We start from the raw sequence: 25,761 nt of genomic DNA, 5'->3' as shown, positions 1-25,761 counted from the left end.
GTTAAGACCTGAAAACGCAGCGCAGCCGTTTTCCAGACCCACGGGAGGACAGAGTATGAAGGCCGTCGTATTTCATGATGTCGGTGATATTCGCCTGGAAGAAGTCGCCGACCCGGTGTTGCATGAGCCCACGGACGCCATCATCCGCCTGACCACCTCCGCCATCTGCGGCACCGACCTGCATTTCGTGCGCGGCAGCATCAGCGGTATGCGCAAGGGCACTATCGTGGGGCACGAAGGGGTCGGCGTGGTCGAAACCCTGGGGACCGATGTACGCAACCTGAAGGTCGGCGATCGGGTAATCGTTGCCTCAACCATCGCCTGCGGCAACTGTTCATATTGCCGCGCCGGCTATTATGCGCAGTGCGACACAGCCAATCCTCAAGGCCCTCAAGCCGGCACCGCGTTCTTCGGCGGTCCGGAAGCCAACGGCAGCTTCGATGGGTTGCAGGCGGAAAAAGCGCGTATTCCCCACGCCAACATCGGCCTGATCAAGATTCCCGATACGATATCCGATGATCAGGCGATTCTGCTGTCCGACGTTTTTCCCACCGGCTATTTCGGCGCGGAAATGGCGGAAATAACCCCTGGCGACACGGTTGCGGTATTCGGTTGCGGCCCGGTCGGTCAATTCGCTATTGCCAGCGCCCTCCTACTGGGTGCGGCGCGGGTGTTCGCCATCGACCATCTGCCGGACAGGCTGGACATGGCCCGCTGTCAGGGTGCGGAAGTCATCGATTTCGATAAAGAGGATCCGGTGGCCACTCTGCAACGCCTGACCGGCGGTATCGGTGTGGATCGGGCCATTGATGCTGTCGGCGTGGATGCTGAACATTCGTGCCTGGATGATGACCTGCTGGAAAAGGGCCGGTTTCGCCAGGAAATGGCCGATAACGCGCCGCGAACCAATCCGGACGGTGATAACTGGCATCCCGGCGATGCGCCGAGTCAGGCACTGCAGTGGGCCGTATCCGCGCTGGCCAAGGCCGGAACCCTATCGATTATCGGTCTGTACGCACCACAATCACGCACTTTCCCCATTGGTCTGGCCGCCAGCCGTAACCTGACCATCAATATGGGCAACTGCCATCATCGGCGCTATATCCCGCTGTTGCTCGAACTGGTACTCAGCGGTCGGGTCGACCCCGCGCAGATCCTCACCAAGGTCGAGCCAATGACAGACAGCATCGAAGCCTTCAAGGCCTTCGACCGTCGCGCCTGTGGCTGGGTCAAGGTAGCGCTGCAACCGGAGGGCAGCCATGCGGAAGAGCAACTGGACGAAGCGCTGGATGAATCATTCCCGGCCAGTGATCCGCCCTCCATGGCGTCTCCGAAACCCTGAATGAGCCCTCAATGAGCAATAATATCCGTATCGGCATTTCCGGCTGGCGTTATGAACCCTGGCGCGGCGATTTCTATCCCGACGGGTTGGTTCAGCGCCGGGAACTGGAATATGCCTCGCGTACGGTCAGCAGCATCGAAATCAATGGCACCTTCTATGCGCTGCAGACACCAGAACGCTTCATCAACTGGCGTGACGCGACACCGGATGACTTCGTTTTCAGCGTCAAGGCACCGCGCTATATCACCCATGTCAAACGTCTGCGCGAGCTGACCGAACCATTGGCTGATTTCTTTGCCTCCGGTCCTCTGCAACTGGAGCATAAACTCGGCGCGTTTCTCTGGCAGTTTCCGCCCAGTTTCAAGTATGACCCTGCCTTGTTTACCGAGCTGTTCGAGCAGCTGCCCCGCACCTTCAGCGAGGCCGAGAAGTGTGCATCCGGCAGTCCCCGTTTGACCGAACAGCCAAACCTGAACACCGCAGCGGACACCGATCTGCGCCATGCGGTGGAGATCCGTCACCCAAGCTTCCTGCAGGAGGACTTTATCGAGCTGCTGCGCAAACATCGTATTGCGCTGGTGGTGGCAGACACCGCCGGCAAATGGCCCTTGGTGGAGGAGCTGACCACCGAGTTCATGTACCTGCGTCTGCACGGAGACAAGGAGCTGTACAGCAGCGGCTATGAAGAAGCTGCCCTGAGCGATTGGGCGCGCCGCATCCGCGCCTGGAGCAAGGGGCAACAGCCGAAAGATGCCCGGCGTCTATCCGACCATGGGGACAGCTCAACCGCTCCTCGCGACATTTATTGCTATTTCGATAACGACATCAAGGTCCGCGCGCCCTACGACGCCCGCCGGCTACTGGAAAAGCTGAACAAGGCCGGCTCCCTCGAGATCAAGCCGGGCCAATTGCCGGAGAGTTTTTTGTGACACCACTCAGCTCCACCCAGGAGCACCTGACCAATCAGGCCCCACCGGTTCACTCGATCAGAGTGCTCACGGTCAATACCCACAAGGGTTTCAGCTGGCTCAACCGACGTTTCATTCTGCCGGAGCTGCGCGAAGCAGTGCGTACTCAGTCGTCGGATCTGGTATTTCTGCAGGAAGTGCTCGGCGTGCATGAAAGCCATGGGCAGGCGATCGATAACTGGCCAGAGGCACCCCATTATGAGTTCCTCGCCGACACCATGTGGCCGGAGTTCGCCTATGGCCGCAATGCGGTCTACCCCGATGGGCACCATGGCAACGCCCTGCTGTCAAAATTTCCGATACTGCATTACGAGAATCTGGACGTATCGATCAGCGGCACCGAGGAACGCGGCCTGCTGCACACCATTCTCGACGTGCCTGGCCAGGCTGACCTGCATGCTATCTGCGTCCATCTGGGCTTGCGTGAGCGTCATCGTCGGCGCCAGCTGCGCCTGTTATGCCGCCTGCTCGACCGCTTGCCACCGGACGACCCGGTGATTGTTGCCGGCGACTTCAATGACTGGCTCCAGCGTGCCGGGCCACGGCTGAGTCGCTGCGGACTCACGGAGGCATTTGTCACGGCCAACGGCTCGCCGGCGAAAAGTTTCCCGGCGCAATGGCCACTGCTGTGTCTGGACCGGATCTACGTCCGCAATCTGACCACCCATGGACCGGAAACCCTGATTCGGCGCCCCTGGTCGCACTTGTCCGACCACGCGCCACTGTCTGTCGAGGTACGTTTCTGATGAGACCCATCTGGCGTGAAGGCAATGAAGCGGAATTACTGATCAACGGCGAGGAGTTCTTTCCACGGGTATTTGAAAAGATCCGTCAGGCGCGGCAGGAAGTCCTACTGGAAACCTTCATCGTGCTGGAAGACAAGGTCGGCAAGGAGTTGCAGCGCGCATTGATCTGCGCGGCGAATAATGGTGCCCATGTGGAAGTCATTGTCGACGGCTACGGCACCGTGGACCTGAGCGACGAGTATCTCGGGGACATGCTGGCGGCGGGTATCCACCTGCATGTCTTCGACCCTCAGCCGAAGCTGCTCGGCATGCGCACCAACCTGTTCCGTCGACTGCACCGCAAGATCGTCGTGGTGGATAGCGAAGTGGCCTATGTCGGCGGCATCAACTTCACCGCAGTGCACCTGGGTGATTACGGCCCGGGCGCCAAACAGGATTATGCCGTGGAAGTACGCGGGCCGGTGGTCCACGATATTCGCCATGCCAGTCTCAACCTGTTCCGCCATGCTCGCCGCGAACTGCCTCTGCCGCTGAACCTAGGGCGTCATTACCAATCCCGACATGCCGGCAGCGCACGGATCATGTTGGCGATCCGCGATAACAACCACCATACCTCTGATATCGAAGACCATTACCTGCGGGCGATCCGCTCGGCCAACTACCGTCTGGTGATCGCCAATGCCTATTTCTTCCCCGGTTATCGCATGTTGCGGGAACTCCGCAATGCGGCGCGCCGCGGAGTGCATGTCACCCTGATTCTGCAGGGCGAACCGGATATGCCCTGGGCGCGCAATTGCTCGACCTTCCTGTACAGCTATCTGCTGCGCAGCGGGGTGGTCATCCATGAATACTGCGAGCGGCCACTGCACGGCAAGGTGGCACTGATGGACCGCGAGTGGGTAACCGTCGGCTCCAGCAACCTTGACCCGCTGAGCCTGTCGTTGAACCTGGAAGGCAACCTGTTCATTCGTGACCCGAAGCTCAACCAGCAGTTGTATGACCATCTGCATTCGCTGGCAAGCCAACATTGCAGCGAGATCACCGAAGCCAAGGCCACGCGCGGGTTCTGGTGGCGAGCACCGATGACCTTTCTGTGCTTCCACTTTCTACGGCACTTCCCGGCCATAGCCGGTAACCTGCCAGCCCATACCCCGCGCCTGGAACCACTGCTGCCGGTGGAGGAAGAACCTGCAGATGAAGAGCTCGCACCGCTGGAGCAGGAGAAGCTGCTATGAGCGACGGTAAGGAGTACAAGCCGCCCAACCCCCGCATGCGCTGGGCCAAGGGTGCGCTGACGCTGTTCTTTTTCATTGCCATTCCGGTGTTGCTGTATCTGCAGCTACGCAATACCGACTGGCAGGAAGTGTCGGGGGCACTGCGCGATTACCCGATCTGGTTGTTGGCCGTGGCTTTCGGTGTGGCCTTGCTCAGTTATCTGACCTACTGCTGCTATGACCTGCTCGGCCGCTATTACACAGGGCATAAGTTGCCGGTACGCCAGGTGATCCCGCTGGTGTTCGTCTGCTACGCATTCAACCTCAACCTGAATGCGCTGGTTGGCGGCGTCGCGCTGCGCTTTCGACTGTACTCCCGCCTGGGGTTGGATGTACCGACCATCGCCCGGGTATTCAGCCTGAGCATCATCACCAACTGGCTGGGCTATCTGTGGCTGGCTGGTACTGTGTTCGCGCTGGGCATGGTCCAGTTGCCGGAAAGCTGGGCCATTGGCAACGGCGCGCTGCGCCTGATCGGCGTGGCCATGGTCATCGTCGCTGTCATATATGTGCTTGCCTGCGCCTTTTTCACTCGCCGCAGTTGGCAGATACGCGATCAGCTCATCGAGTTGCCGTCCTGGAAGCTGGCACTGGTACAGGCTGCTGCCGGAGCACTCAACTGGTCGCTGATGGCCATGATCATCTGGCTGCTGCTACCTGCTGAAGCCTTCTATCCCAGCGTGCTCGGCGTACTCTTGATCAGCAGCATCGCCGGCGTCATCACCCACATCCCTGCCGGTCTCGGCGTATTGGAAATGATCTTCCTCACCCTGCTGCAGAACCAGATGCCGAAAAGCAGCCTGCTCGCCGCTCTGATCGGCTACCGAGCCATCTACTTCCTGCTGCCGCTGGGCATAGCCCTGGCTGTGTACCTGGTGCTGGAAAAACGTGCCAAGACCATGCGCAGTGCCAATACGGTGCCGGAAGGTTGATGGGGCGCTGCGTCCCGATCCCAGCGCCGTGCAGACTGCCAAGCCGGACGCTGGAGCGTCCACGGTGCGGTTCCCACGCTGGAGCATGGGAACCATCGGAAATAGAGTGCTGGCTCTTATACCTGCATGCGGGCTTGTTGTGCTTCAATCAGCCCCTACCGGTTCAAAGATCAGCGTCGCCAGTGGCGGCAGGTCCAGGCGTAGGGAGCAGGGTTGGCCGTGGCTGTCCTGTTCTTCCGTCTCTAGCTCGCCATGGCTGCCGGCGCCCGACCCGGAAAAAGCATGGGCGTCGCTATTTAGCAACACGCGCCACTGGCCAGGCTGGGGCACTCCGACCCGATAATCACTGCGCACCACCGGCGTGAAGTTGTGTACCACCAGCACCATGACCCCGTCGTCACCCCGCCGCAGCCAAGCGTATACACTGTTGCTGCTGTCATCACCGATCAGCCACTGAAAGCCATCCGCACTGTCATCACGCTGATGCAGCGCCGGGTGCTCGCGGTAGAGCCTGTTGAGTTCGCGCAGCAAATCATGGGTACCGCGGTGCTCATCATAGTTGAGCAGATACCAGTCCAGCTGCCGATCATGGTTCCATTCGCACCACTGGCCGAATTCGCCACCCATGAACAGCAGCTTCTTGCCCGGATGACTCCACATGAACGACAGATACAGACGCAGGTTGGCAAATTGTTGCCAACGGTCGCCGGGCATCTTGCCCAGTAGCGAGCCCTTGCCATGCACTACCTCATCATGCGACACCGGCAGGATGAAATGCTCGGTGAAGGCATACAGCAGGCCAAAGGTAATCTGCTGATGGTGATAGCGCCGGTTCAGCGGGTCTTCGCCGATATAGCTGAGAGTGTCATGCATCCAACCCATATTCCATTTACCGGAAAAGCCCAGACCGCCCTCCCGAGTCGGCTGACTGACGCCCGGCCAGGCGGTGGACTCCTCGGCAATCACCAGTGCGCCCGGAACCTCGGTGGCGACCACATCATTCAGGTGACGTAGAAAATCGATGGCTTCCAGATTTTCCCGCCCACCATGCCGGTTGGGAATCCACTCCCCACTCTTGCGTGAGTAATCCCGATACAGCATGGAAGCCACCGCATCGACGCGCAAACCATCAACATGGTATTCACGCAGCCAGTGCAATGCCGACGCCAGCATGAAGCCATGCACTTCAGTGCGCCCGAGGTTGTAGATATGCGTATCCCAATCCGGGTGCCAGCCCTCGAAAGGATGCGCATACTCATAGAGTGCCGTGCCGTCGAACCGGCCCAGGCCGTGCGCATCACCGGGAAAATGCGCCGGCACCCAATCGAGGATGACGCCAATGCCAGCCTGATGACAGGCATTGATGAAACCGGCGAAATCCTCCGGAGTGCCGTAGCGCGCCGTGGGTGCGAACTGTGATAGCGGTTGGTAGCCCCACGAACCGCCGAAGGGGTGCTCCATCACCGGTAGCAATTCGATGTGGGTAAAACCCATCTCCTGCACGTAAGGAATCAGCTGCTCGCTCAACTCTGCCCAGCTCAGCGGTTCACCATCGACATCGTTGCGGTGCCGCCAGGACCCGGCGTGAACTTCATAGATTGACAGTGGCCTGGTGCGCGATTGCGCGTCGTTGCGCTGCGCCATCCACTGTTGATCATCCCACTGAAAATTTACTCCTGCAGACACTACCGAACCCGTTGCGGGCGGTTTTTCGGTAGCCTGGGCCACCGGGTCGGCCTTGAGCGGCAGCAGCCCTTCGCGCCCGAGAATCTCGTATTTGTAGACCTCGCCCGGCCCGAGCCGGGGAATGAACAGCTCCCAGATACCGCCGCTCGGATGCAAGCGCATAGGGTGGCGTCGGCCATCCCAACTGTTGAAATGCCCCACCACGGAAACCCGACGCGCATTCGGCGCCCAAACCACAAAGCGCACACCGGAAATGCCGTCCGCCTGCCACGGCTGGGCACCGAAGCAGCGACCGAGGTGACGGTGATTACCTTCACCGAACAGATAGATATCCATGTCGCCCAGCTGCGGGCCGAAGGCGTAAGGATCTTCGGTTTCCTGTACGCCGCCGCTCCAGTTAATCCGCAGACGGTAAGGCTTAGGCTGCTCGAGGGTGCGGGTGAACAACCCTGGCGTGTGTTCGTCCATGGGGCCCATGGATTGACCGTTTGCATCCAGCAGCTCCACGTCCAGCGCACCCGGCTGCCAGGTGCGGATGATGATGGAGCCGTGCTGCTCGTGCGGGCCGAGGAAGGCAAAGGGATTGCCGTGCTCGGCGCGAATCAGCGCCTGAATATCCGAGTTCGGATCATGCGCATTATCAGTACCGGTCGTCCCGTTCATCAGTGCCGTTCTCCATCAGCGGTTTGCATAACATCATCAATCCTTCAAGAGGCACATCCAGCCATTCCGGGCGATAACTGGCCTCATAGCGTATTTCGTAGGCAGCCTTTTCGATGCTGAACAGGATCAGCGCCGCCTGTTCACCCTGCTCCGCTCGCCAGTCGTGCGGCAGGTCGGCGCTGGCCTCCATGTAGGCTGCCAGAAACGTCTGAGCAGCCTGTTCTCGATAAGTCGTGCAGATATGCTGCCGTGCCTGTTGCGCCTCCTCGGAATGGTCGGTGCCATGCACGCTGCGCAATGCCATGGCAGCGGCATAGTCGAAAGAGCGCAACAGGCCGGTGACATCTTTCATGGGACTCAACCGCCTGCGGCGTTCTTCCAGACTCCGGGTCGGCTCGCCTTCAAAGTCGATGAAGCAGGCATCGCCCTGCACTACCAATACCTGCCCCAGATGCAGATCCCCGTGCACCCGAATGCGCACACCGCCTTCGCAGCGCCGCGCCAGCGCCGCCACTGCATCACTCAAATCCTCGCGCCGCGCCAACAGCCAATCGGCGTTGTCGGCATCGAGCTGATCGCGGTGGCCGTCAATGGCATCCAGCGCCGCCATCAACTGCCCGCCTATCTGCTCGGCCCAGCGTTCGCAATCGGCCTGCGTGGAGACAGCAAAACCAAACCCCTCGCCGCCCTGCGAATCGGCCAGCAACAGATGCATTTGGCCCAGTCGCTGGCCAAGAGTTCCGGCAAAACTTTCCAGCTCGGCCAAGGCGGTGTACTGGTTCTCCTGCTCCGAGAAGCCACCTACCAGCTGGTCGCGGATAGCACGCTCCAGCGTATCCCGCGTCCATTGCCAGGCATCGCCCTGACTGTCGACATAGCCCTGCAGGATCATCAGGGTATGCGCCACACCAGCATCGTCGACGCGCCGCACTTCGCCCAGCAGGGGCGCAATGGCAGGAAACTCACGTTCGGTGAGAAACCCGCCTACCTCGATTTCCGGATGAATACCGGGCATCACTCGCCGGATGATTTTCAACATCATCCGTTCACCGATGAGGATCGAGGTGTTGGACTGCTCCACCGCCAACGCCTGAATTTCTTCCTCAGGCTGCTCTTCCAACGACAGCAATTTCGACCCCGGCAGAAATTGGATATCGCCTCCCCATGCAGACAGCACCTCGCTCTGGCGCAGGCTGCTCAATACCTTGCGAGTGAATCCGGGCAGGGTAGAGGCATCGGTCAACAGCCCCAGCCGCGGGCCACGGCGCAGGCGCGCCAGGGCGAAGGCGGTGGCTGTATGGCCGGACAGCTCGGGCGCGTCGGTATCCTGCAGATAACCCAGCGGCAGCTGATAATGCTCGTCACCTACGGCCACCTCGCAAAGCACGCATGGCTCGCTCTGCTCACAGAAGGGAATCGCATACAGCAACTGGATCGGCGCGCCGCCATCGATCGACCCCGAGAACCAGCGGCGCTTGGCCAGCCATTGCGGCAGGGTTTCCTGCTCCAGCACCCGGCGACAGGCCGGCTTCAGCAGCTCGGACATGTCGTGCTTGATGACCAGGGTCGCCAGCTCCGGCAATGCCTGTACCGGTTCGATGTGCCAGCTGGGCATCTGAGTCTCGTCCGCCAGCACAAACCAGTAGAAGCCGTAGGGCGGCAAGGTCAGCAGATAATGCAATTGGCCGATAGGTGGAAAACTGCTGCCGCCGAGCATTTCCACCGGCACCTTGCCCGCCCAGGCCGATAGCTCCAGCTCGGTCGCCTGGGCGGCGCGGGAGAGGTTGGCGACACAGAGGATGATCTCGTGGCGACCGTCCCCGGTGGTGAATTCACGCAGATAGGCGATGGTCTTGCGGTTGGCCGGCGCGAGCATTTTCAACGTACCGCGACCGAAGGCCTGTTGCTGTTTACGCACCGCCAGCATGCGCCGGGTCCAGTTCAGCAGCGAATGCGGGTCACGCGCCTGAGCTTCGATATTGATGGTCTGATAACCATACAGCGGGTCCATGATCGGCGGCAGCACCATGCTCGCCGGATCGGCGCGGGAAAAGCCGCCATTACGGTCGGTCGACCACTGCATCGGTGTGCGTACCCCGTCCCGGTCGCCGAGAAAGATGTTGTCGCCCATGCCGATCTCGTCGCCGTAATACAGCGTCGGCGTGCCGGGCATGGACAGCAGCAGGCTGTTGAGCAGCTCAATACGCCGGCGGTCACGCTCCACCAGCGGCGCCAGCCGTCGGCGAATGCCCAGATTGATCCGTGCGCGACGATCCGCAGCATAGTAATTCCACAGATAATCACGCTCCTGGTCTGTCACCATTTCCAGGGTCAATTCATCGTGGTTGCGCAGGAAGATCGCCCACTGGCAGTTGTCCGGAATCTCCGGCGTCTGGCGCAGAATATCGGTGATCGGGAAGCGGTCTTCCTGGGCGATGGCCATGTACATGCGCGGCATCAGCGGAAAGTGGAAAGCCATGTGACACTCGTCACCGGGGCCGCCATCCTCGCCGCCGAAATACAACTGGGTATCCTCGGGCCATTGGTTGGCTTCGGCCAGCAACATGCGGTCGGGATAGGTGGCATCCAGTTCCGCGCGGATCTTCTTCAGCACTACATGGGTTTCGGGCAGGTTCTCGTTGTTGGTGCCGTCACGCTCGATCAGATAGGGAATCGCATCCAGGCGCATACCGTCCACGCCCATATCCAGCCAGAAGCGCATGACCGACAGCACAGCGCGCAATACCTGCGGGTTATCAAAGTTCAGGTCCGGCTGATGGGAATAGAAGCGATGCCAGAAGAACTGCCCGGCAACCGGGTCCCAGGTCCAGTTGGACTTTTCGGTATCGAGAAAGATGATGCGTGTGCCCTGATACTTCTGGTCGGTGTCGGACCACACGTAGAAGTTGCGCTCCTTCGATCCCTTGGGCGCCAGCCGCGCCCGCTGGAACCAGGGGTGCTGGTCGGAAGTATGGTTGATGACCAGCTCGGTAATCACCCGCAACCCGCGCTTGTGCGCCTCGCGGATGAACCGTCGCACATCCGCCATACTGCCGTAGTCCGGATGCACGCCACGGTAATCGGCAATATCGTAGCCATCGTCACGCCGTGGCGACGGGTAGAACGGCAGCAACCAGACCGTGTTCACCCCCAGGTCAACGATGTAGTCCAACTTCTCGATCAGCCCAGGGAAGTCACCGATGCCATCATTGTTGGCATCGAAGAAGGACTTCACGTGAACCTGATAGATGATTGCGTCCTTGTACCAGCACGGGTCATTGATAAATGCCGGTGCTCGTGTTCGCCTTGCCATAATCACCTCAGGCCATGGAGCGGATACGCCAGATACCGAACGGCAGATGCCAGGGTTCGATGCGCATCCATTGGGTTTTTCCGTGCCATGTCCAGGTATGGCCGTTCATCAGGTCTTCGCCGTGGGTGATGGCGCCATCATCCAGGCCCATCTCCCATAGCGGCAATTCGAAGTGGGCTTCCTGAGCATTGAAGGGGTCCAGACAGACGGCCACCAGAATGAAGTTGGAAAGATCTGTCGTTCGTTTTCCGAAGTACAGAATATTGTCGTTCCACACAGTGTAAGACTGAAATCCGAGATGCGTTTGCAACGCCGGATTGTGCCGGCGGATGCGATTGAGCCGGGTGATCTCGGCGACGATATTGCCTGGAGCGTGCCAGTCGCGCGGCCGCAACTGGTACTTCTCCGAATCCAGATACTCCTCTCGCCCAGGCAGCGGCTCTGCCTCGCACAGCTCGAACCCCGAATACATGCCCCATAGCCCCGACCCCATGGTCGCCAACACAGCGCGGATCAGGAACCCGGCGCGCCCGGAGCGCTGCAGAAAGTACGGATTGATATCCGGTGTATTGACGAAGAAGTTCGGGCGGTAGCAATCACGCCACGGCGGCTGATTCAGCTCGCTGAAATAACTTTCCAGTTCCGGTTTGGTATCGCGCCAGGTGAAGTAGGTGTAGCTCTGGCTGAAGCCGATCTTCCCCAGGCGCGCCATCATCGCCGGACGAGTGAATGCTTCGGCGAGAAAGATCACGTCAGGATGCTGCTGACGGATATCGGCGATCAGCCACTCCCAGAACGGCAGCGGCTTGGTATGTGGATTGTCGACCCGAAACAGGGTCACGCCCTGCTCGACCCAGAACAGCACCACGTCGCGCAGCGCCAGCCATAGATCGGGCATGGCGCCTTCGGCGTAGAACTCTACATTGACGATGTCTTCGTACTTTTTCGGTGGGTTCTCCGCGTAGCGGATGCTGCCATCTGGGCGCCAGTTGAACCAGCCAGGGTGTTCACCTAGCCAGGGATGATCCGGCGAGCATTGAATGGCGAAGTCCAGCGCGATTTCCAGCTCATGGCTCCGGGCCGCAGTGACCAAGCGGTGAAAGTCATCAAGATTGCCCAATAGCGGATGCAGCGCATCGTGCCCACCCTCGGCGCTGCCGATGGCATAGGGACTGCCGGGGTCATTCGGGCCTGCCTGCAGACTGTTGTTCGGCCCTTTGCGATGAGTCAGGCCGATGGGATGGATCGGCGGAAAATACAGTACATCAAAGCCCATGCGGGCAATGTCCGGCAGCCGCCGAATGACGTCATCGAAGGTACCGTGACGGTTCGCATCTTCGGTCTGCGAACGGGGAAACAGCTCATACCAACTGGCGAACTCTGCCAGCTGTCGCTCCACATCCAATGGGTACTCAGCGCTGCATACCCGGTGCCGGCGCTGCGCTGCCAGTCCCATGATGTGCTGCGTATGACTGCTGAGCAGTAACGCGACCTGCGCATCCACGCCGCCGGGCTGTGCCAGCTCCACCAGCAGCTCCTGGAGCATATCGATATGTTCGGGTGCAGCCTGTTCCAGGGTCTTCTGCAGCAGCCGCTCACCCTCCTGCAGCTCCAGATCGACAGACACGCCGGCCTGATACTTCTTGCTCAATTCATCACAATAACTGGCCCAGACATCCACCCAGGCCTCCACCGCAAAATACAGCTTGCCGGCCTGACGGGGCGTCAGTTCGGCCTGCCACAGATCGTTACCCAGCGGCAACATGGCGACTCGCTGCCAGACCTCCTGGTCGGAACGGCGCCAGATAATGTCCGCCGCCAGTTTGCCGTGACCGTCGCACACCAGTACTGCCGACAGGGCCAACTGCCTGCCCACCAGAGCCTTGGCCGCGCAGCGACCCTGATCCACTTCGGGTGTTATCGATTCTATGGCGATCCTCGGCAGGCTGATAGCCTGCTCGGCTGACAGCAGCTCAGCCATTGACGACCGTGCCTCCATTGATATGGATTACCTGGCCACTGACATAGGACGAGTCGGAGCAGGCCAGATAGACATAGGCCGGTGCGAGCTCCGATGGTTGACCGGGCCGCTTCATGGGCGTACTGCCGCCGAACTCGGCAACCTGTTCCTCCGAGAAGGTCGAGGGTATCAGGGGTGTCCAGATCGGCCCTGGCGCCACGCCATTGACCCGGATACCTCGGCTGCTGAGGTTTATCGCCAGCGAACGGGTGAAACTGACAATCGCCCCTTTGGTGGCAGAATAATCAATCAGTACCGGGTTGCCCTTGTAGGCGGTGATCGAAGTGGTATTGATGATCGAGCCCCCTTCGGGAATATGCGGCAACGCGGCCTTGGTCAGCAGGAACATGCCGAAGATATTGGTGCGGAAGGTCTGCTGCCACTGCTCGTCGCTGATATCTTCGAGTTTTTCCTGGGGGTGCTGTTCGCCGGCGTTGTTCACCAGCACATCGATACGCCCCCATTTACCTGTCACCTCATCGACCACCCGGCGACAGAATTCGGCATCCGCCACATCACCAGCCAGAGTAAGCACGTCACCACCGGCCTTGCGGATTTCCTCCTCGGTCTTGCGCGCGTCTTCATGGGAATCAAGATAGAGCAGCGCCACCTTGGCGCCCTCTCGGGCATAGTGCACCACGACCGCCCGGCCTATCCCGCTGTCCGCGCCGGTGACTACGGCGACTTTGCCTTGCAGCTTGCCGCCTGATCGATAGTGTTCGGAGATGAACTCGGGTTGCGGGTGCATCTGCTCTTCGGAACCGGGTTCGTCCTGATGCTGCGGGGGTGGTGTCTGCTTGTCGCTCATGAGAATCTCCTCAGCTACCGCTCACCCCCAGCTCACGGGCCAGCAGCGAACGTATGGTATTCAGATGACGTTGTTCTTCGGTCAGCGCATTGGTGAAGGTGCTGCCAATGCTGAAACGTCGCCGGGCTGATTGTCGAGGATTCCGGAAAGACCGTGCATAGTGCCTCCTGTCGCGGGAGAGTAGCGCAGTAAAGAAACTCTGAACAAAAACTCTTCGAGGACCGAAGAATGCTAATTAAGAGATTCCGGTGCAGGACAAAATAGCGGCGGAAGAATCAACTCCCGCCGCTATTCGCATCAACTGCGCCGACTTCTCTCGCCGCCTTTTTGGCCGGCCTCCGACGCACGCTGTGGATCATTCTTGAAATTACCGCCGCTTTGCTGCCCGCCCTTCTTTCCGGCTTCCGATGCACGTTTGGGATCTTCGGCGAAGTTACCTTTGCCACCACGATGTTCAGTCATGTCAGTTCTCCCGTTTCGTTTCATTTAGAAATTAGAAATGAGCCTCCACAATAGCGCTCACTATGAATAGGCAGGATCGATACAAAGTCGTTCATATCTTTTCTTATATCCAATAATCATCATGTCATTACCAGATATAACTTCTCTGCAAAACCCCGTTTCGCTTCGGGTTTCGCTCCGACAAGAGGTTCCAGCCGGCGCCGGGGATGGCACAGTCAGGGTCTGAGCCATGACTCATCCTCCGGTTGCGTTAACATGAATATCATCAAGATATAGAAGTAACTCATGCACCGAAGTTACATATGGAAAGGTTATATTCAATGTCTCATTTGGTAGGTTCCGAGATCACTGCAACATCATATTGATGGCTAATGATGTATACCAGGAAAACTCTGGCAAAGCATATCAAATGGCAAGTATCCAAGGACTCCGAACTCCTTCCATCGGATAAGCGACCTCTCAATTTGCAATCCCGGTCGCCTCGTCTAAGTTTAATCAACCACTCATCACCCTGGAGGATACAATGCTTACCAATTTGCCCATATGGCGTGCGGCATTACCGGATTGCGATATCTCTGCAGATGAAAGACCTGACGGCAGTTTTGTTCTGATAGTGAAGTCGGCAGATGGAAAGGAACTCAGACGTGTCCTGCCCAGCGACATGAAGAATGCTGATCACGTCATTCGCCGGGTGCGACTGGATCTGATGCTGAACAAGGGTCAAGCCCCTACCCGTGAAGTCATAGGCACTATCGACGTCTCCACTCTCCCCACCTACAACAATGGCCAGCTGTACAAGACGCGGGCTGCCAGTTTATGGGACAGACGCCGCCTGGCGATAAAAGCCTCAATGAACTGATCTCACCCACACAGCCCCGCTAAATAGCCATTTTTCAAGCCCCCTTTTTCAGGGGGCTTTTGCGTTCAACCGCTCCCAGTAACTCTGCTTGATACGTTGACGATTGCGGTATCCGGCCCAGGGATCCTCTGCCAATTGCGCAAGGCGCTCGTGCATATTACCAATATGCCATTGCGCTGCGCTGCGCAGTTCCTTCAGTTCGTCCCGTGCAATAGGTACCGAGACCGCAAGCCCCGGACGCGCCCTGACCGAATAGGCTGCCACAGTACTGGCGCCGTGCTGGTTACGCAGGTAATCGATAAATATCTTGCCGACCCGGTTGCGCGGCCCCATCTTGTCGGTGAAGCGGTCCGGCAGCTGCCGGGTGACAAAGCTGGAGATCGCCTTGCTGAACGCCTTGGCCGTTTCCCAATCGGCATGCCGGGCAAGCGGAATGACAATATGCATGCCCTTGCCGCCACTGGTTTTCAACCAGCTTTCCAAGCCCAGCTCATCCAGCACCGCGAGCACCAGCTCGGTGGCTTCAATCATGCTTCTCCAAGGCAGACCATCACCCGGGTCCAGATCCAGAGTGATGCGGTCGGGCTTGTCGATATTGCTGCTGCTCGATCCCCAGGTATGAAATTCGATAGTGCCCATCTGCACCGCCCCGATCAGGGCGCGAACATTATTCACTTCCATGTAGCTGCCATGCTCTGGGTCCAGTGCCGGGTCGAGATGGCGGATATTCGGTATGGCCAGGCGCTCTGCATGTTTCTGGAAGAACTGCTCGCCCTCCACTCCTTCCGGCGCACGCAATAGCGATACCGGCCGACCAGCCAGATGTGGCATCGTCCAGTCAGAAATGCTCTCGTAGAAGGTCGCAAGATCCCCCTTGGTAGCACCACTGAGTGGGTCAATCACCCGCTGCGCATTGCTGATCTTGACCCCGGCCACCTTGCCGGATATCCGTTTGCGCCCCATGACCTTCTCCACCTGTTCAGGTGCCATGGGTTCTTCCCGCACAATCTCCTGAGCCGGTTTGTCAGTGCGCAGAGAAACGAACACCGGTTGGCGGATAACTCCCGCGCCAGTCCATTCGGCAAACTCCACTTCGCATACCCGTTGCGGCTTGACCCAGGTGACGGTGCGCGCGTCGGGAACGGTCCCCTTGACCGGCTGCCGATCCTGCCGGATTGCCTTGAGCTGTTTATGGATGGCACTGATGCGCGCCTGATTGAAGCCGGTACCGACGCGGCCGGCGTAGATCAACTCATCGTTATCCTTGGTATTCACACCCAGCAACAACGAACCGAAGCCAGTACGGCTACCCTTGGGTGCGGTAAAGCCGATGATCACGAATTCCTGGCGCTGCTTGCACTTGAGCTTGATCCAGTCGGCGCTACGCCGTGACACATATGAGCTGCCGGCCCGTTTGCCGATAACGCCTTCCAGAGACATAGCGCAGGCGCTCTTGAAGATCGAAGCGTAATCCGCCTCAAAGGTATCGGAAAACCGCAGCAACTCACCCGCCTGCCCGGATAACATCTGTTCCAGAGCACCGCGTCGTGCTTCCAGCGGCTGCTGGCGCAGATCCTCACCATTCAGAAAAGGGGCATCAAACAGGTAGAACATCATCCGCTGGCTGCGTTCGGTATCAAAGGCATTCTGCAACGCCTGAAAGTCCGGCATGCCGTCCTCATTGAGCACCACCACTTCGCCATCCAGCCAGCTGCTCTTCAGCCCCAGCGCGGCCAGCTCCCGACATTGCTCAGGTAGCTGGCGGCTCCAGTCATGGCCATTGCGGGTAAAGATGTTGACCTTGCCTTTGGCATCAATACGCACCATCAGGCGGTAACCGTCAAACTTGATTTCGTAACGCCAGTCGCCTGCCGGCGGTTGGCTTGCCAGCGTGGCAAGTTGTGGGCCGAGCATCTCGGGGAATATTTCACTACCAGATCTGGCGCTGGCTCTGCCTTTTTTCCCTTTCGCCGCAGGCTTGGCTGCGGCCTTGCTTGCCTTGGGTTTGGCGGTCAGATCAGCGGCCATGGTGCGTCCGGTTTTCTCATCGATTACCGAACCGGATACCACACTTTCAGGACGTTCGCGCAACACATCGTATTCATCGGCATCGCGGGCGGCATGGTCCTTCTCCTTGATCAGCAGCCACTGTTCTTTGTCACCGCTCCCCGGCAGGCGGGTGCGCACCAGGGTCCAGTTACCGGTCAGTTTTTCACCGACAAGAGTGAATTTCAGTTTACCGTCACGGTAGGCCTTGGTGGCGTCGCCCTCGGGCTGCCAGATACCCTGATCCCAGACAATGACATCGCCTCCGCCGTACTGCCCCTTGGGAATGCTGCCCTCGAAACTGCCGTAGCTCAGCGGATGGTCTTCCACGTGCACCGCCAACCGCTTGTTCTTCGGGTCCAGACTCGGGCCTTTGGGCACCGCCCAACTCACCAGGGTGCCATCCAGCTCCAGGCGGAAATCGTAATGCAGATGCCGAGCAGCATGCTTCTGGATGACGAAGCTCAGTGAACCGGCATCCGCGCGCTTATCTCGCGCTGTCTTGCCGGGCGGTTCGCGGGTCTTCTGGAAATCCCGTTTTCGGTTGTATTCAGTGAGAGGTCTGGGCACTGCCAATGCTCCACGCGGTATTTATCCAGCACTCAGCCGGATTTCTTTTTGCGGGCTGGGGCAGAGTCCACGTCATCGGACTTGCGCGAGCCGCTCTTGCCCCCTTTGGTAGCCTTGCCGCCGCCGAGGCTGCGCTTCAACAATTCGGTCAGGTCTACCACATCGGCCGTCTGACGTTCCTCATCCTCCTCCTCGGCTTCCACCGCCTGAATCTCGCCGGCATTGGCCTTTTCCTCAACCAGCGCCATGATCTCGTCCTCGAAGGTATTGCGGTATTCGTCCGGCTCCCATTCGGCTTCCATGTCTTCCACCAGCCGCTTGGCCATATCCAGCTCTTTCTTGGTTAGCTTGGCGTCCGTCACATCTGCTTTCAGATCGAGATGCGATACAGCGCGCACTTCGGAAGGCCAGCGCAGCATGATCAACACCAACGCCGAGTCCAGCGGCATCAGCGCCGCCAGGCTCTGTTTGGTGCGCACCACCACGTTGGCCAGTGCCACCTTGCCGGTGCTGAGCAGGGTTTCGCGCAGCAAGGCATACACCTTCTCGCCACGGCGGTCGGGGCTGAGGAAATAGGGCTTGGAAATATTCAGTAGTGGGATTGCCGCGCTGTCGATAAAGGAAAAAATATCAATGGTCCGCGTGGCCTCGGGGAGTGCCGCCTTGATCTCGTCCTCGCTGATGATGACGTAACGGTCTTTCTCGAACTCCACGCCCTTGACGATATGCTCGGACGCCACTTCCTTGCCGGTCACCTTGTTGATCCGCTTGTACCCGACCGGGTCCATGGTTCTTTCGTCCAGCCAGTCGAAGTCGATCCCGCCTGAGCGGGTGGCAGAGACCAGCGACACCGGAATATGAACCAGCCCGAAACTGATTGCGCCTTTCCAGATTGCCCGTGCCATAACTTTGCTACTCCCGGCCATTGTCTACGGATGACCCGGCAGCCAATGCAAAAGTTCAGGTAGCCGCTCGCCGGAAAAAACAATGAACCATCCCCCCGGCGCAGGAGGTCTGTATTTTCATATGGGCCACTCATACGGGCCAGCCGAGACTCGGGTCGAGTCTGAACGGGAGAATCAACATGCCACAAGGTGATAAAGACAAGTACACAGACAAACAGGAACGCAAGGCCGAACACATAGAGAAAAGCTACGAGCGCAAAGGCGTCTCGAAGAAGGAAGCCGAGTCCCGCGCCTGGGCCACCGTCAACAAGCAATCCGGCGGCGGCAACCGTACAGGTGGTTCCGGCCAGAAAAAATCCGCCAGCAGCAAGGAGGAGTCGCGCAGTGATTCAGCCAAACAGGCTGCTGCCACACGCAAGGCAGGGTCTCGCTCGGCCTCTCTGCAGGGTCAGACCAAAGACCAATTGATGAGCAAAGCGCGTGCGAAGGACATCAAAGGCCGCTCCACCATGCGCAAACAAGAGCTGGTGAACGCGTTGCGCAAGGCTGACTGAAGGAGAAAAGCATGTACCGGATACTACGCGAACTGACCAGAAAACCAGCGGCGAAGAATGTAAGCAGCACCGAGAAGTGGGTATCGATCGGTGGTGGTTTGTTGCTGATTGGCAGAGGTCTGGCGCGGCCAGGGCCGATGCGCCTGATCAACCTCGCCCTCGGCGCGGCAGCGGTTTATCGCGGCGCACGGGGTTATAGCCCGACTAAGCAACGACTGCGCAACGTGCGTGCACAACGCGTCACGCCACCTGCCAGTCGGCCCAAGTAATGCGTGTGCCAGATACCACGTTGATATTCGGGAGAGCGCTCGTTGGACACATTCAACTCGCCTGGCAAATCCACAGTCGTCCTGCTCGCCACCGAAAAGCAGGCATCGGCACATGAACGCCATGTCCATCAGCTGCTGGGAGACAAGATTGCAGCCTTGCTCGGCATCGAGTTTGCCGGAGTGCGCGAAGGAAGTCAGGTAACCCAGCCGGACCTGTACGTCATTCCCGATACCACCCTGGTCGCGCCGCAACCGATGATCAGTACTGACAACGACCTGTTCGGCGGTGTGGTTGCCCAGCCCTTCATGGCGACCAAGGCCATCTCCCACCCTCTGGTCAGCAACAACGCCACGGCACCCATCGGCTGGACTGATGCTTTCATGGAGCTGGCTGCGAATGTAGTCCTCCCTGGTTTCAGCGCCTTCGACGCAGATGATGCCCTACGCGCCGGACGCATATTGCTTGAGCAGGGCCCGTTGCGTACCAAGGCCGTACTGGGACGCGCCGGGCGCGGACAGCAGGTCATTCAATCCCTGGCCGAACTGGAGGCTTGGCTCGGACAGCAGGATGCCGCCCTGATACGACGACATGGTGTGGTGCTGGAACAGAACCTGCTGTCAGTGAAGACCTACAGCGTCGGCCAGGTCCGCATCGCCGGCATCACTGCCAGCTACTTCGGAACTCAGAATCTGACTCGAGCCAACGACGGCGAAGATGTCTACGGCGGCTCCGACCTGTGGGTGGTGCGCGGCGATTACAGCGCGCTATTGCAGCAGATGAACCAGCCTGTGGCACGCGAAGCCATTCTTCAGGCACAGCGGTACGAGCAGGCCGCGGAAGCAGTTTTTCCCGGTTTCATTGCCTCCCGACGCAATTGCGACGTGGCGGTGGGTATCAACCCAGCCGGACGGCAATGCAGCGGTGTACTGGAACAGTCATGGCGCATCGGCGGTGCCAGCAGTGCAGAGATCCATGCCATGGAAGCCTTTGCCGCCGACCCGACACTGCAGCGCCTGCAGGCATCCAGCTGGGAGGTCTATGGCTACGCGCCAGTCGTTCCGCAGGGGGTTGCCGTGCTGCATCAGGGCGATGCGCCGGCGACAGGCCCCATCACCATCGGAGTAAGGATCAGCCCATGGCAGCAACCAGCGAAAGTATAGAACTGACGGTTGATCATGAACAGATTGCCGGCACCCTTCTCGCCCCACATCACCAGATGCCCGGCATTCTCTTCGTACACGGCTGGGGTGGCAGCCAGACCCGCGATATGATGCGCGCCAAGAACATTGCCGGTCTCGGCTGCGTCTGCCTGACCTTCGACCTGCGCGGTCACGAGAAGACCCTGCTGCAGAAACAGACGGTAACCCGTGGGCACAATCTTGAAGATATTCTGGTCGCCTATGACCGCCTCGCCGAACACCCCTCCACAGACCCGGACCGCATTGCTGTTATCGGTACCAGCTACGGTGGTTACCTGGCAACTATCCTCACCACCTTGCGGCCGGTGCGCTGGCTGGCCATGCGGGTGCCGGCGCTGTACTGGGATGAGCAATGGAGTACGCCCAAGCAGCAGCTGGACCGTCAGCAGCTGATGCAATATCGGCAAAGCATCCTCGGCCCGCTGGACAATCGGGCGCTGAGCGCTTGTGCCACCTTCGAGGGCGATGTCTTGATCGTCGAGTCAGAACATGATGAACACGTGCCGCACGACACCATCATGAATTACCGCTCCTCCTGCCGCAAAGCGCATTCCATGACCCACCGCATCATTGATGGCGCCGACCACGGTCTGTCCAGCGAACGTTGCCAGCACGCCTATACCACCATCCTGACCAACTGGATCAGCGAAATGATCATTGGCGACCGGGTTGGCCACTTGTCATGATGATTTAGGTTGAACCTTGGTGGCCACTTTTTTCTCTACTAAATACATATCCGAAAGTAGAGGTGAGATATGCATAACGCGAAACCGACACACTTGAAGCTCTTGGCCTGCGCCGTGATGTCAGTGGCTCTGGGTTGCGGAACCGCAGTTGCCCAGACGACCAGCAACGAACCGACATATGGGATAGACAGATCCACCCAGACTTCCGGCCCGACTGGGACGCCAGCCACCACCGGTGATGGCGGCAGCGCTGATACCACCGGCGCCATTCGCAGCCATGATGATGTCGATGGTGGCATGGCGGGTATGAACACCGATAACGACACCATTGATGCGGAGGACTTTCTTGAGGAAGCCTCAGCCAAGGGGGTAGCGGAAATCGAAACCGGACAGAAAGCCCTGGAAGAGTCTCAGTCAGCTGAGGTGAAGAAATTCGCCGAGATGATGATCAAGGATCACGCAGCAGCCAATGAGAAGATGGCCGAACTGGCAGCCTCCAAGAATCTGGAGATTTCCGATGAAGCCACACTGATGGACAAGGCCAAGACCATGATCCTTCAGGCCCGCGATGGCGAATCCTTTGATGCGGCCTATGCCAACAACCAGGTCGTCGCCCATGAGCAGACCATTGAGCTGTTTGAAAAAGCTGCGCGCTCAGATGATGCCGAAGTGGCAGCCTTCGCCAAGGAGACTCTGCCGAAGCTCAAGGATCACCTGAAACAGGCCCAGGCGCTGGTCGAGGCCACCCCCGAAGACTGACATCGAATGCTCCTTCGGTGTTGTTTGAGGCCCGGACTATTCCGGGCCTTTTTTTATTCATGCCGAGAATACAGCGCTTTGGGATTGACCTTTATGGGAGGGCTCAACTGGCCGCCGCCGGTGCAGCCGCCTCGAAACTGTCCGCCCGCGCCATCGACCACATCCGCTGATAAAACTCCCCCTCCACCTCCCCGCTGAGCAACGCACCGGGCTTCAGGTAGACGTGCATCTGCGAGTACAGCTTGATCTCGGTGGCGGACAATCTGTGTACCAGAAAACGTGGCTCCAGCTGATTTGGGTGGGACAAACCCGCCGCCGCCAGCATCTCCGATAACGCAATCATGGTGTTGCGGTGGAAGTGGTACACCCGCTGCGCCTTGTCCGGTACCACCAGCGCCCGCTGGCGCAGAGGGTCCTGGGTGGCGACGCCGGTCGGGCAAGTGTTGGTATGACAGCTGCGTGACTGGATGCACCCGATGGCAAACATGAAGCCCCGCGCAGAATTCACCCAGTCGGCACCTATCGCCAGCACCGAGGCAATATCGAACGCGCTGATGATCTTGCCACTGGCACCGATACGGATCTGATCCCGCAGCCCGACGCCCACCAAGGTGTTGTGCACGAACATCACCGCCTCACGCAGCGGCGCACCAATATGATTGGTGAATTCCAGCGGCGCCGCCCCGGTCCCGCCCTCCTTGCCGTCAACGACAATAAAGTCCGGCACTATGCCCGTCTCCAGCATGGCCTTGGCAATGGCCATGAATTCCCACGGGTGCCCCAGGCAGAGCTTGAAGCCCACCGGCTTACCTTCGGCCAGGTCGCGCAGGCGCTGGATGAACTGCAGCAGTTCGACCGGCGTGGAAAAGGTAGTGTGCCTGGCCGGCGAAACACAGTCTCGGTCCTGAGGGATACCGCGTGTAGCGGCAATTTCCGCGCTGATCTTGTGCTTGGGCAGAATTCCGCCATGCCCGGGCTTGGCGCCCTGACTCAGCTTGATTTCGATCATCTTCACCTGGGGCCGGCGGGCCTGGGTGGCGAAACGCTCCGGATCAAAGGCACCGTTGTCGTCACGACAGCCGAAATAGCCGCTGCCCAGCTCCCAGATCAGATCGCCGCCGTGTTCAAGGTGATAAGGGCTGATGCTGCCCTCCCCGGTGTCATGCGCAAAGTTGCCCAACCGCGCGCCCTTGTTCAGTGCCTCGATGGCATTGGCACTCAGCGAGCCGAAGCTCATGGCGGAAATATTGAATACCGATGCCGAATACGGCTGGAGACACTGCGGCCCGCCGATCTCCACGCGAAACTCATCCGGGTTGCCATGCACCACCGGCAACATTGAATGGCTGATGAATTCATAACCGACCTGATTGACATCCTTCAGCGTGCCGAAGGGCGTATCGGCCGTCTGGTTCTTGGCCCGGGCATACACCAGCGAACGCTGCGCCCGGGAAAACGGCAGCTGCTCATTATCGCTCTCGATCAGATACTGGCGGATTTCCGGGCGGATGCTTTCCACCAGATAACGGACATTGCCAAGAATCGGATAATTGCGGCGCACGGCATGCTTCTGTTGGAGCAGATCAAATATGCCGAGCAGGCTGAGCGCCCCGGTAATCACGGTAAATGGCCACAGCCAGCTCACCGTGAACAGAAACGGCAGACTCAGCAAGGTGAACAGGACGCACAAGGCGAAGAAGGTGTAGCGATTGAACAGTGACAGATTCATTCCAGCTCCCGGTGACAGATCAGCCACCGAGTCTATCAGGAGCGCACAACGAAAAAACCCTCGCATCTTTCGATGCGAGGGTTTCGGATATGGCGCAGTGGACGGGACTCGAACCCGCGACCCCCGGCGTGACAGGCCGGTATTCTAACCAACTGAACTACCACTGCGCGTTACCTCGAGTGGTGGGTGATGACGGGATCGAACCGCCGACCCTCTGCGTGTAAAGCAGATGCTCTCCCAGCTGAGCTAATCACCCATATACTCTCGAAGTGGAGCGCATTCTAGACAGGTTTTACCGTTATGGCAATCGCTACGGTAAAAAAGCTGAGGTACAACGATGCGGGCAGCAGGTAAGCCCCTGCTGCCCCGGTGGGGAACCTACTCTCCAGCGCTGCGCGATTGCTCTTCAGCCAGAAAGTCCTCTTCCAGCAAGGCGTCCTGACCCGCAGGGGCTACCGCTTCGGGAGCGTGCTGCGAGAGCGCGCGTTTGCTGCGTAATTTACCGTACAGGCTGGTCAGGGAAGTGTTGAGCTTTTCAATAGCCCCATCGACAGCCAGATTGACCGACTCGGCCTTATGCGTAACGGAGACCGGCTGCTGCCCCTTGGGCCGAGCTTCGATCTGACAACGCTTGTCCTTGGCGCCAGCCTTATCGCCGTTCTCATCGGCGATATGCACAACGACTCGGGTCACCTGATCATCAAAGCGCTCCAGCTTGCTGCTGATGCTGGCACTTACCCACTCTGACAGACGCGCACTGCCTTCAACGTGATTGTCGCCATGAACCTGAATTTGCATAAGCTTTCCCTCTTCATCTTGATTCGGAAACCTGCAGTTCTTATTGCAGTATGACCAGACTACGCCATCTTGCCGCACTTTGGGCATGATTCATGTCAACTCTTCTCGACACAAGATATTGCCGAGGAGACCGCCGGGCGCAATGGCACCCCGCCTCGCCTCTCCGCCGAACGGTCATCTGCTGCAACCCGGCTGTCATCTCCATGGGTTTAACTACACCCCAGTGACATTCAGCTTTGCGAGGTGTTGGACATGTATGCAGAAAAGGCAGTGGTGCAGGTGCAGGGTGATCTGAAGGTGCAGACACGCTTCTACCCCAATCCGCGGAGCAACAGCACCATTATCCTGGTCAATGGCTCGCTGGCGACCAGCGCCTCTTTTCATCAGGCCCTGCGCTTTCTGCAGCCATTGTTCAACGTGGTGCTGTTCGACCAGCCCTACTCCGGCACGTCACGACCGCACAACCCGTCCCTGCCCATGCTCGGCAAGGAAGATGAGGCGCTGATTCTGCTGGATCTGATCGAACACTTCCGTGCCGACCAGGTGATGTCCTTCTCCTGGGGTGCGGTATCGACGCTGCTGGCCCTGGCGCAACGGCCAGCGCGCATCAAGCGGGCGGTGATCAGCTCTTTTTCCCCGGTACTGAACCGCCCCATGATCGATTACCTGGTAAGCGGCCAGGAGTGCCTGGCAGCCGGTGATCGCCACAAGATCGCCACCCTGGTCAATGACACCATCGGCAAGCACCTGCCGCCGCTGTTCAAGCGTTGCAACTTCCGGCATGTATCCACACTGGAAGAACACGAATACGCGCAGATGCTCTTTCATATCCGCCAGGTTCTGAGCCTGGATGCCGACCGCTATATGCAATGCGTGGGCAACATAGATGTGCCTCTGCTGTTTCTCAATGGCGAGCTGGATGAATACACCACACCGACCGATGCGCTGTATTTTGCCGATCTGGCGCGGCGCTCGGAGTACATCACCATCCGCAACGCCGGGCACTTTCTGGAAACCGAGCACAAAACGGCCTGGGACGATATGCGTGAGGCGGTAGAGCGGTTTCTATTGGCAGCGGATGCTGACGATGTGCGCCTGGCGATGGTTGGCTGAGCCATCACTCTCTGATTGAGGTCAGGCGCGCTATTTCCGCCAGTACTCCTCAGAGCCCA

General features: G+C 59.0%; 22 protein-coding genes and 2 tRNA genes. 13 read left to right on the top strand and 11 right to left on the bottom strand.

The genetic code is table 11. The annotated features are described in order from the left end of the window. The first annotated feature begins 55 nt into the window (after positions 1-55). From INT39_RS06070 to INT39_RS06050, 5 genes are read left to right on the top strand one after another with little or no spacing between them, the layout of a single operon-like run. Entirely contained in the window at positions 56-1,342 is a 1,287-nt protein-coding gene (locus INT39_RS06070; RefSeq protein ID WP_193072826.1) for a zinc-dependent alcohol dehydrogenase, read from the top strand. Positions 1,343-1,353: 11 nt separating this feature from the next. Further along, positions 1,354-2,271: a DUF72 domain-containing protein gene (locus INT39_RS06065; RefSeq protein ID WP_193072824.1), complete on the top strand. Its 918-nt coding sequence runs from the start codon at positions 1,354-1,356 to the stop codon at positions 2,269-2,271. Beyond that, the gene (locus INT39_RS06060; RefSeq protein WP_193072822.1) at positions 2,268-3,056 is read left to right on the top strand and encodes an endonuclease/exonuclease/phosphatase family protein; all 789 of its coding nucleotides are present in this window, start codon (positions 2,268-2,270) and stop codon (positions 3,054-3,056) included. Before INT39_RS06065 ends, INT39_RS06060 begins: the two co-directional genes overlap by 4 nt. Then, positions 3,056-4,291 (top strand): cardiolipin synthase ClsB, encoded by a 1,236-nt coding sequence (clsB, locus tag INT39_RS06055; protein WP_193072820.1) that lies wholly within the window; start codon positions 3,056-3,058, stop codon positions 4,289-4,291. The genes INT39_RS06060 and clsB overlap by 1 nt, the downstream gene beginning before the upstream one ends. Continuing rightward, the gene (locus INT39_RS06050; protein WP_193072818.1) at positions 4,288-5,262 is read left to right on the top strand and encodes a lysylphosphatidylglycerol synthase domain-containing protein; all 975 of its coding nucleotides are present in this window, start codon (positions 4,288-4,290) and stop codon (positions 5,260-5,262) included. Before clsB ends, INT39_RS06050 begins: the two co-directional genes overlap by 4 nt. A gap of 144 nt (positions 5,263-5,406) precedes the next feature. Here the strand turns inward: INT39_RS06050 and glgB are convergent, their stop codons facing one another. From glgB to INT39_RS06030, 4 genes are read right to left on the bottom strand one after another with little or no spacing between them, the layout of a single operon-like run. Then, complete coding sequence (glgB, locus tag INT39_RS06045; RefSeq protein WP_193072816.1) at positions 5,407-7,611, bottom strand: 1,4-alpha-glucan branching protein GlgB; 2,205 nt, start codon at positions 7,609-7,611, stop codon at positions 5,407-5,409. Next, positions 7,589-10,924 carry a maltose alpha-D-glucosyltransferase gene (gene treS, locus INT39_RS06040; protein ID WP_193072814.1) on the bottom strand — a complete coding sequence of 1,112 codons (3,336 nt, stop codon included), beginning with the start codon at positions 10,922-10,924 and terminating at the stop codon, positions 7,589-7,591. The genes glgB and treS overlap by 23 nt, the downstream gene beginning before the upstream one ends. Positions 10,925-10,931: 7 nt before the next feature. After that, on the bottom strand, positions 10,932-12,905 hold the full coding sequence (locus INT39_RS06035) for an alpha-1,4-glucan--maltose-1-phosphate maltosyltransferase (RefSeq protein ID WP_193072811.1): 1,974 nt from the start codon (positions 12,903-12,905) through the stop codon (positions 10,932-10,934). Beyond that, complete coding sequence (locus INT39_RS06030) at positions 12,898-13,752, bottom strand: SDR family oxidoreductase (protein ID WP_193072809.1); 855 nt, start codon at positions 13,750-13,752, stop codon at positions 12,898-12,900. The genes INT39_RS06035 and INT39_RS06030 overlap by 8 nt, the downstream gene beginning before the upstream one ends. Between INT39_RS06030 and INT39_RS22655 the strand changes: the two genes are divergently transcribed. Then, positions 13,751-13,882: a hypothetical protein gene (locus INT39_RS22655; RefSeq protein ID WP_264299080.1), complete on the top strand. Its 132-nt coding sequence runs from the start codon at positions 13,751-13,753 to the stop codon at positions 13,880-13,882. The genes INT39_RS06030 and INT39_RS22655 overlap by 2 nt on opposite strands. A gap of 167 nt (positions 13,883-14,049) precedes the next feature. Here the strand turns inward: INT39_RS22655 and INT39_RS06025 are convergent, their stop codons facing one another. Further along, a complete protein-coding gene (locus INT39_RS06025) occupies positions 14,050-14,214 on the bottom strand; it encodes a general stress protein (RefSeq protein ID WP_193072807.1) in 165 nt (54 codons plus the stop codon). 523 nt (positions 14,215-14,737) lie between these two features. Here INT39_RS06025 and INT39_RS06020 point away from each other — a divergent pair. Further along, the gene (locus tag INT39_RS06020; protein WP_193072805.1) at positions 14,738-15,073 is read left to right on the top strand and encodes a DUF3509 domain-containing protein; all 336 of its coding nucleotides are present in this window, start codon (positions 14,738-14,740) and stop codon (positions 15,071-15,073) included. Between the two features lie 48 nt (positions 15,074-15,121). Here the strand turns inward: INT39_RS06020 and ligD are convergent, their stop codons facing one another. Together ligD and INT39_RS06010 are read right to left on the bottom strand one after the other, a co-directional pair. Further along, positions 15,122-17,689 carry a DNA ligase D gene (ligD, locus tag INT39_RS06015; protein WP_193072804.1) on the bottom strand — a complete coding sequence of 856 codons (2,568 nt, stop codon included), beginning with the start codon at positions 17,687-17,689 and terminating at the stop codon, positions 15,122-15,124. Between the two features lie 32 nt (positions 17,690-17,721). Then, positions 17,722-18,594 carry a Ku protein gene (locus INT39_RS06010; protein ID WP_193072802.1) on the bottom strand — a complete coding sequence of 291 codons (873 nt, stop codon included), beginning with the start codon at positions 18,592-18,594 and terminating at the stop codon, positions 17,722-17,724. Between the two features lie 179 nt (positions 18,595-18,773). Here INT39_RS06010 and INT39_RS06005 point away from each other — a divergent pair, with 179 nt between their 5' ends. The 5 genes from INT39_RS06005 to INT39_RS05985 all read left to right on the top strand — a co-directional run bounded on the left by INT39_RS06005 (position 18,774) and on the right by INT39_RS05985 (position 22,062). Next, positions 18,774-19,148 carry a Rho termination factor N-terminal domain-containing protein gene (locus tag INT39_RS06005; RefSeq protein WP_193072801.1) on the top strand — a complete coding sequence of 125 codons (375 nt, stop codon included), beginning with the start codon at positions 18,774-18,776 and terminating at the stop codon, positions 19,146-19,148. A gap of 11 nt (positions 19,149-19,159) precedes the next feature. Next, positions 19,160-19,417: a YgaP-like transmembrane domain gene (locus INT39_RS06000; protein WP_193072799.1), complete on the top strand. Its 258-nt coding sequence runs from the start codon at positions 19,160-19,162 to the stop codon at positions 19,415-19,417. Between the two features lie 42 nt (positions 19,418-19,459). Continuing rightward, on the top strand, positions 19,460-20,578 hold the full coding sequence (locus INT39_RS05995) for a DUF3182 family protein (protein ID WP_193072798.1): 1,119 nt from the start codon (positions 19,460-19,462) through the stop codon (positions 20,576-20,578). Then, on the top strand, positions 20,554-21,303 hold the full coding sequence (locus INT39_RS05990; protein ID WP_193072796.1) for an alpha/beta hydrolase family protein: 750 nt from the start codon (positions 20,554-20,556) through the stop codon (positions 21,301-21,303). The genes INT39_RS05995 and INT39_RS05990 overlap by 25 nt, the downstream gene beginning before the upstream one ends. 69 nt (positions 21,304-21,372) lie before the next feature. After that, on the top strand, positions 21,373-22,062 hold the full coding sequence (locus tag INT39_RS05985; protein ID WP_226944578.1) for a DUF4142 domain-containing protein: 690 nt from the start codon (positions 21,373-21,375) through the stop codon (positions 22,060-22,062). Positions 22,063-22,165: 103 nt separating this feature from the next. On the opposite strand, the gene INT39_RS05980 is transcribed toward INT39_RS05985, so the two are convergent. From INT39_RS05980 to INT39_RS05965, 4 genes are all read right to left on the bottom strand, one after another. Next, positions 22,166-23,791 carry an FMN-binding glutamate synthase family protein gene (locus INT39_RS05980; RefSeq protein ID WP_193072794.1) on the bottom strand — a complete coding sequence of 542 codons (1,626 nt, stop codon included), beginning with the start codon at positions 23,789-23,791 and terminating at the stop codon, positions 22,166-22,168. Between the two features lie 90 nt (positions 23,792-23,881). Next, positions 23,882-23,958: transfer RNA gene (locus tag INT39_RS05975), tRNA-Asp, on the bottom strand. A 13-nt stretch (positions 23,959-23,971) separates the two neighbouring features. Continuing rightward, a tRNA-Val gene (locus INT39_RS05970) sits at positions 23,972-24,047 on the bottom strand. Positions 24,048-24,169: 122 nt separating this feature from the next. After that, positions 24,170-24,589: an HPF/RaiA family ribosome-associated protein gene (locus tag INT39_RS05965; RefSeq protein ID WP_193072793.1), complete on the bottom strand. Its 420-nt coding sequence runs from the start codon at positions 24,587-24,589 to the stop codon at positions 24,170-24,172. Positions 24,590-24,841: 252 nt separating this feature from the next. Between INT39_RS05965 and INT39_RS05960 the strand changes: the two genes are divergently transcribed. After that, positions 24,842-25,702 carry an alpha/beta fold hydrolase gene (locus INT39_RS05960; protein WP_193072791.1) on the top strand — a complete coding sequence of 287 codons (861 nt, stop codon included), beginning with the start codon at positions 24,842-24,844 and terminating at the stop codon, positions 25,700-25,702. Positions 25,703-25,761: the final 59 nt, after the last annotated feature.

Source organism: Pseudomonas sp. FME51, from assembly GCF_014897305.1.
This window is presented reverse-complemented; position numbering and strand designations above follow the sequence as displayed.

What these genes read in the sequence shown, in the direction of transcription:
- INT39_RS05985 (WP_226944578.1), top strand. Translation starts at nt 21,373, where the DNA reads ATGCATAACGCGAAACCGACACACTTGAAGCTCTTGGCCTGCGCCGTG.
- glgB (WP_193072816.1), bottom strand. Translation starts at nt 7,611, where the DNA reads ATGAACGGGACGACCGGTACTGATAATGCGCATGATCCGAACTCGGAT.
- INT39_RS05980 (WP_193072794.1), bottom strand. Translation starts at nt 23,791, where the DNA reads ATGAATCTGTCACTGTTCAATCGCTACACCTTCTTCGCCTTGTGCGTC.
- INT39_RS05965 (WP_193072793.1), bottom strand. Translation starts at nt 24,589, where the DNA reads ATGCAAATTCAGGTTCATGGCGACAATCACGTTGAAGGCAGTGCGCGT.
- INT39_RS06000 (WP_193072799.1), top strand. Translation starts at nt 19,160, where the DNA reads ATGTACCGGATACTACGCGAACTGACCAGAAAACCAGCGGCGAAGAAT.
- INT39_RS06030 (WP_193072809.1), bottom strand. Translation starts at nt 13,752, where the DNA reads ATGAGCGACAAGCAGACACCACCCCCGCAGCATCAGGACGAACCCGGT.
- INT39_RS06005 (WP_193072801.1), top strand. Translation starts at nt 18,774, where the DNA reads ATGCCACAAGGTGATAAAGACAAGTACACAGACAAACAGGAACGCAAG.
- INT39_RS22655 (WP_264299080.1), top strand. Translation starts at nt 13,751, where the DNA reads ATGAGAATCTCCTCAGCTACCGCTCACCCCCAGCTCACGGGCCAGCAG.
- INT39_RS06010 (WP_193072802.1), bottom strand. Translation starts at nt 18,594, where the DNA reads ATGGCACGGGCAATCTGGAAAGGCGCAATCAGTTTCGGGCTGGTTCAT.
- INT39_RS06065 (WP_193072824.1), top strand. Translation starts at nt 1,354, where the DNA reads ATGAGCAATAATATCCGTATCGGCATTTCCGGCTGGCGTTATGAACCC.
- INT39_RS06025 (WP_193072807.1), bottom strand. Translation starts at nt 14,214, where the DNA reads ATGACTGAACATCGTGGTGGCAAAGGTAACTTCGCCGAAGATCCCAAA.
- INT39_RS06070 (WP_193072826.1), top strand. Translation starts at nt 56, where the DNA reads ATGAAGGCCGTCGTATTTCATGATGTCGGTGATATTCGCCTGGAAGAA.
- INT39_RS06050 (WP_193072818.1), top strand. Translation starts at nt 4,288, where the DNA reads ATGAGCGACGGTAAGGAGTACAAGCCGCCCAACCCCCGCATGCGCTGG.
- clsB (WP_193072820.1), top strand. Translation starts at nt 3,056, where the DNA reads ATGAGACCCATCTGGCGTGAAGGCAATGAAGCGGAATTACTGATCAAC.
- INT39_RS05960 (WP_193072791.1), top strand. Translation starts at nt 24,842, where the DNA reads ATGTATGCAGAAAAGGCAGTGGTGCAGGTGCAGGGTGATCTGAAGGTG.
- INT39_RS06035 (WP_193072811.1), bottom strand. Translation starts at nt 12,905, where the DNA reads ATGGCTGAGCTGCTGTCAGCCGAGCAGGCTATCAGCCTGCCGAGGATC.
- INT39_RS06020 (WP_193072805.1), top strand. Translation starts at nt 14,738, where the DNA reads ATGCTTACCAATTTGCCCATATGGCGTGCGGCATTACCGGATTGCGAT.
- treS (WP_193072814.1), bottom strand. Translation starts at nt 10,924, where the DNA reads ATGGCAAGGCGAACACGAGCACCGGCATTTATCAATGACCCGTGCTGG.
- INT39_RS05990 (WP_193072796.1), top strand. Translation starts at nt 20,554, where the DNA reads ATGGCAGCAACCAGCGAAAGTATAGAACTGACGGTTGATCATGAACAG.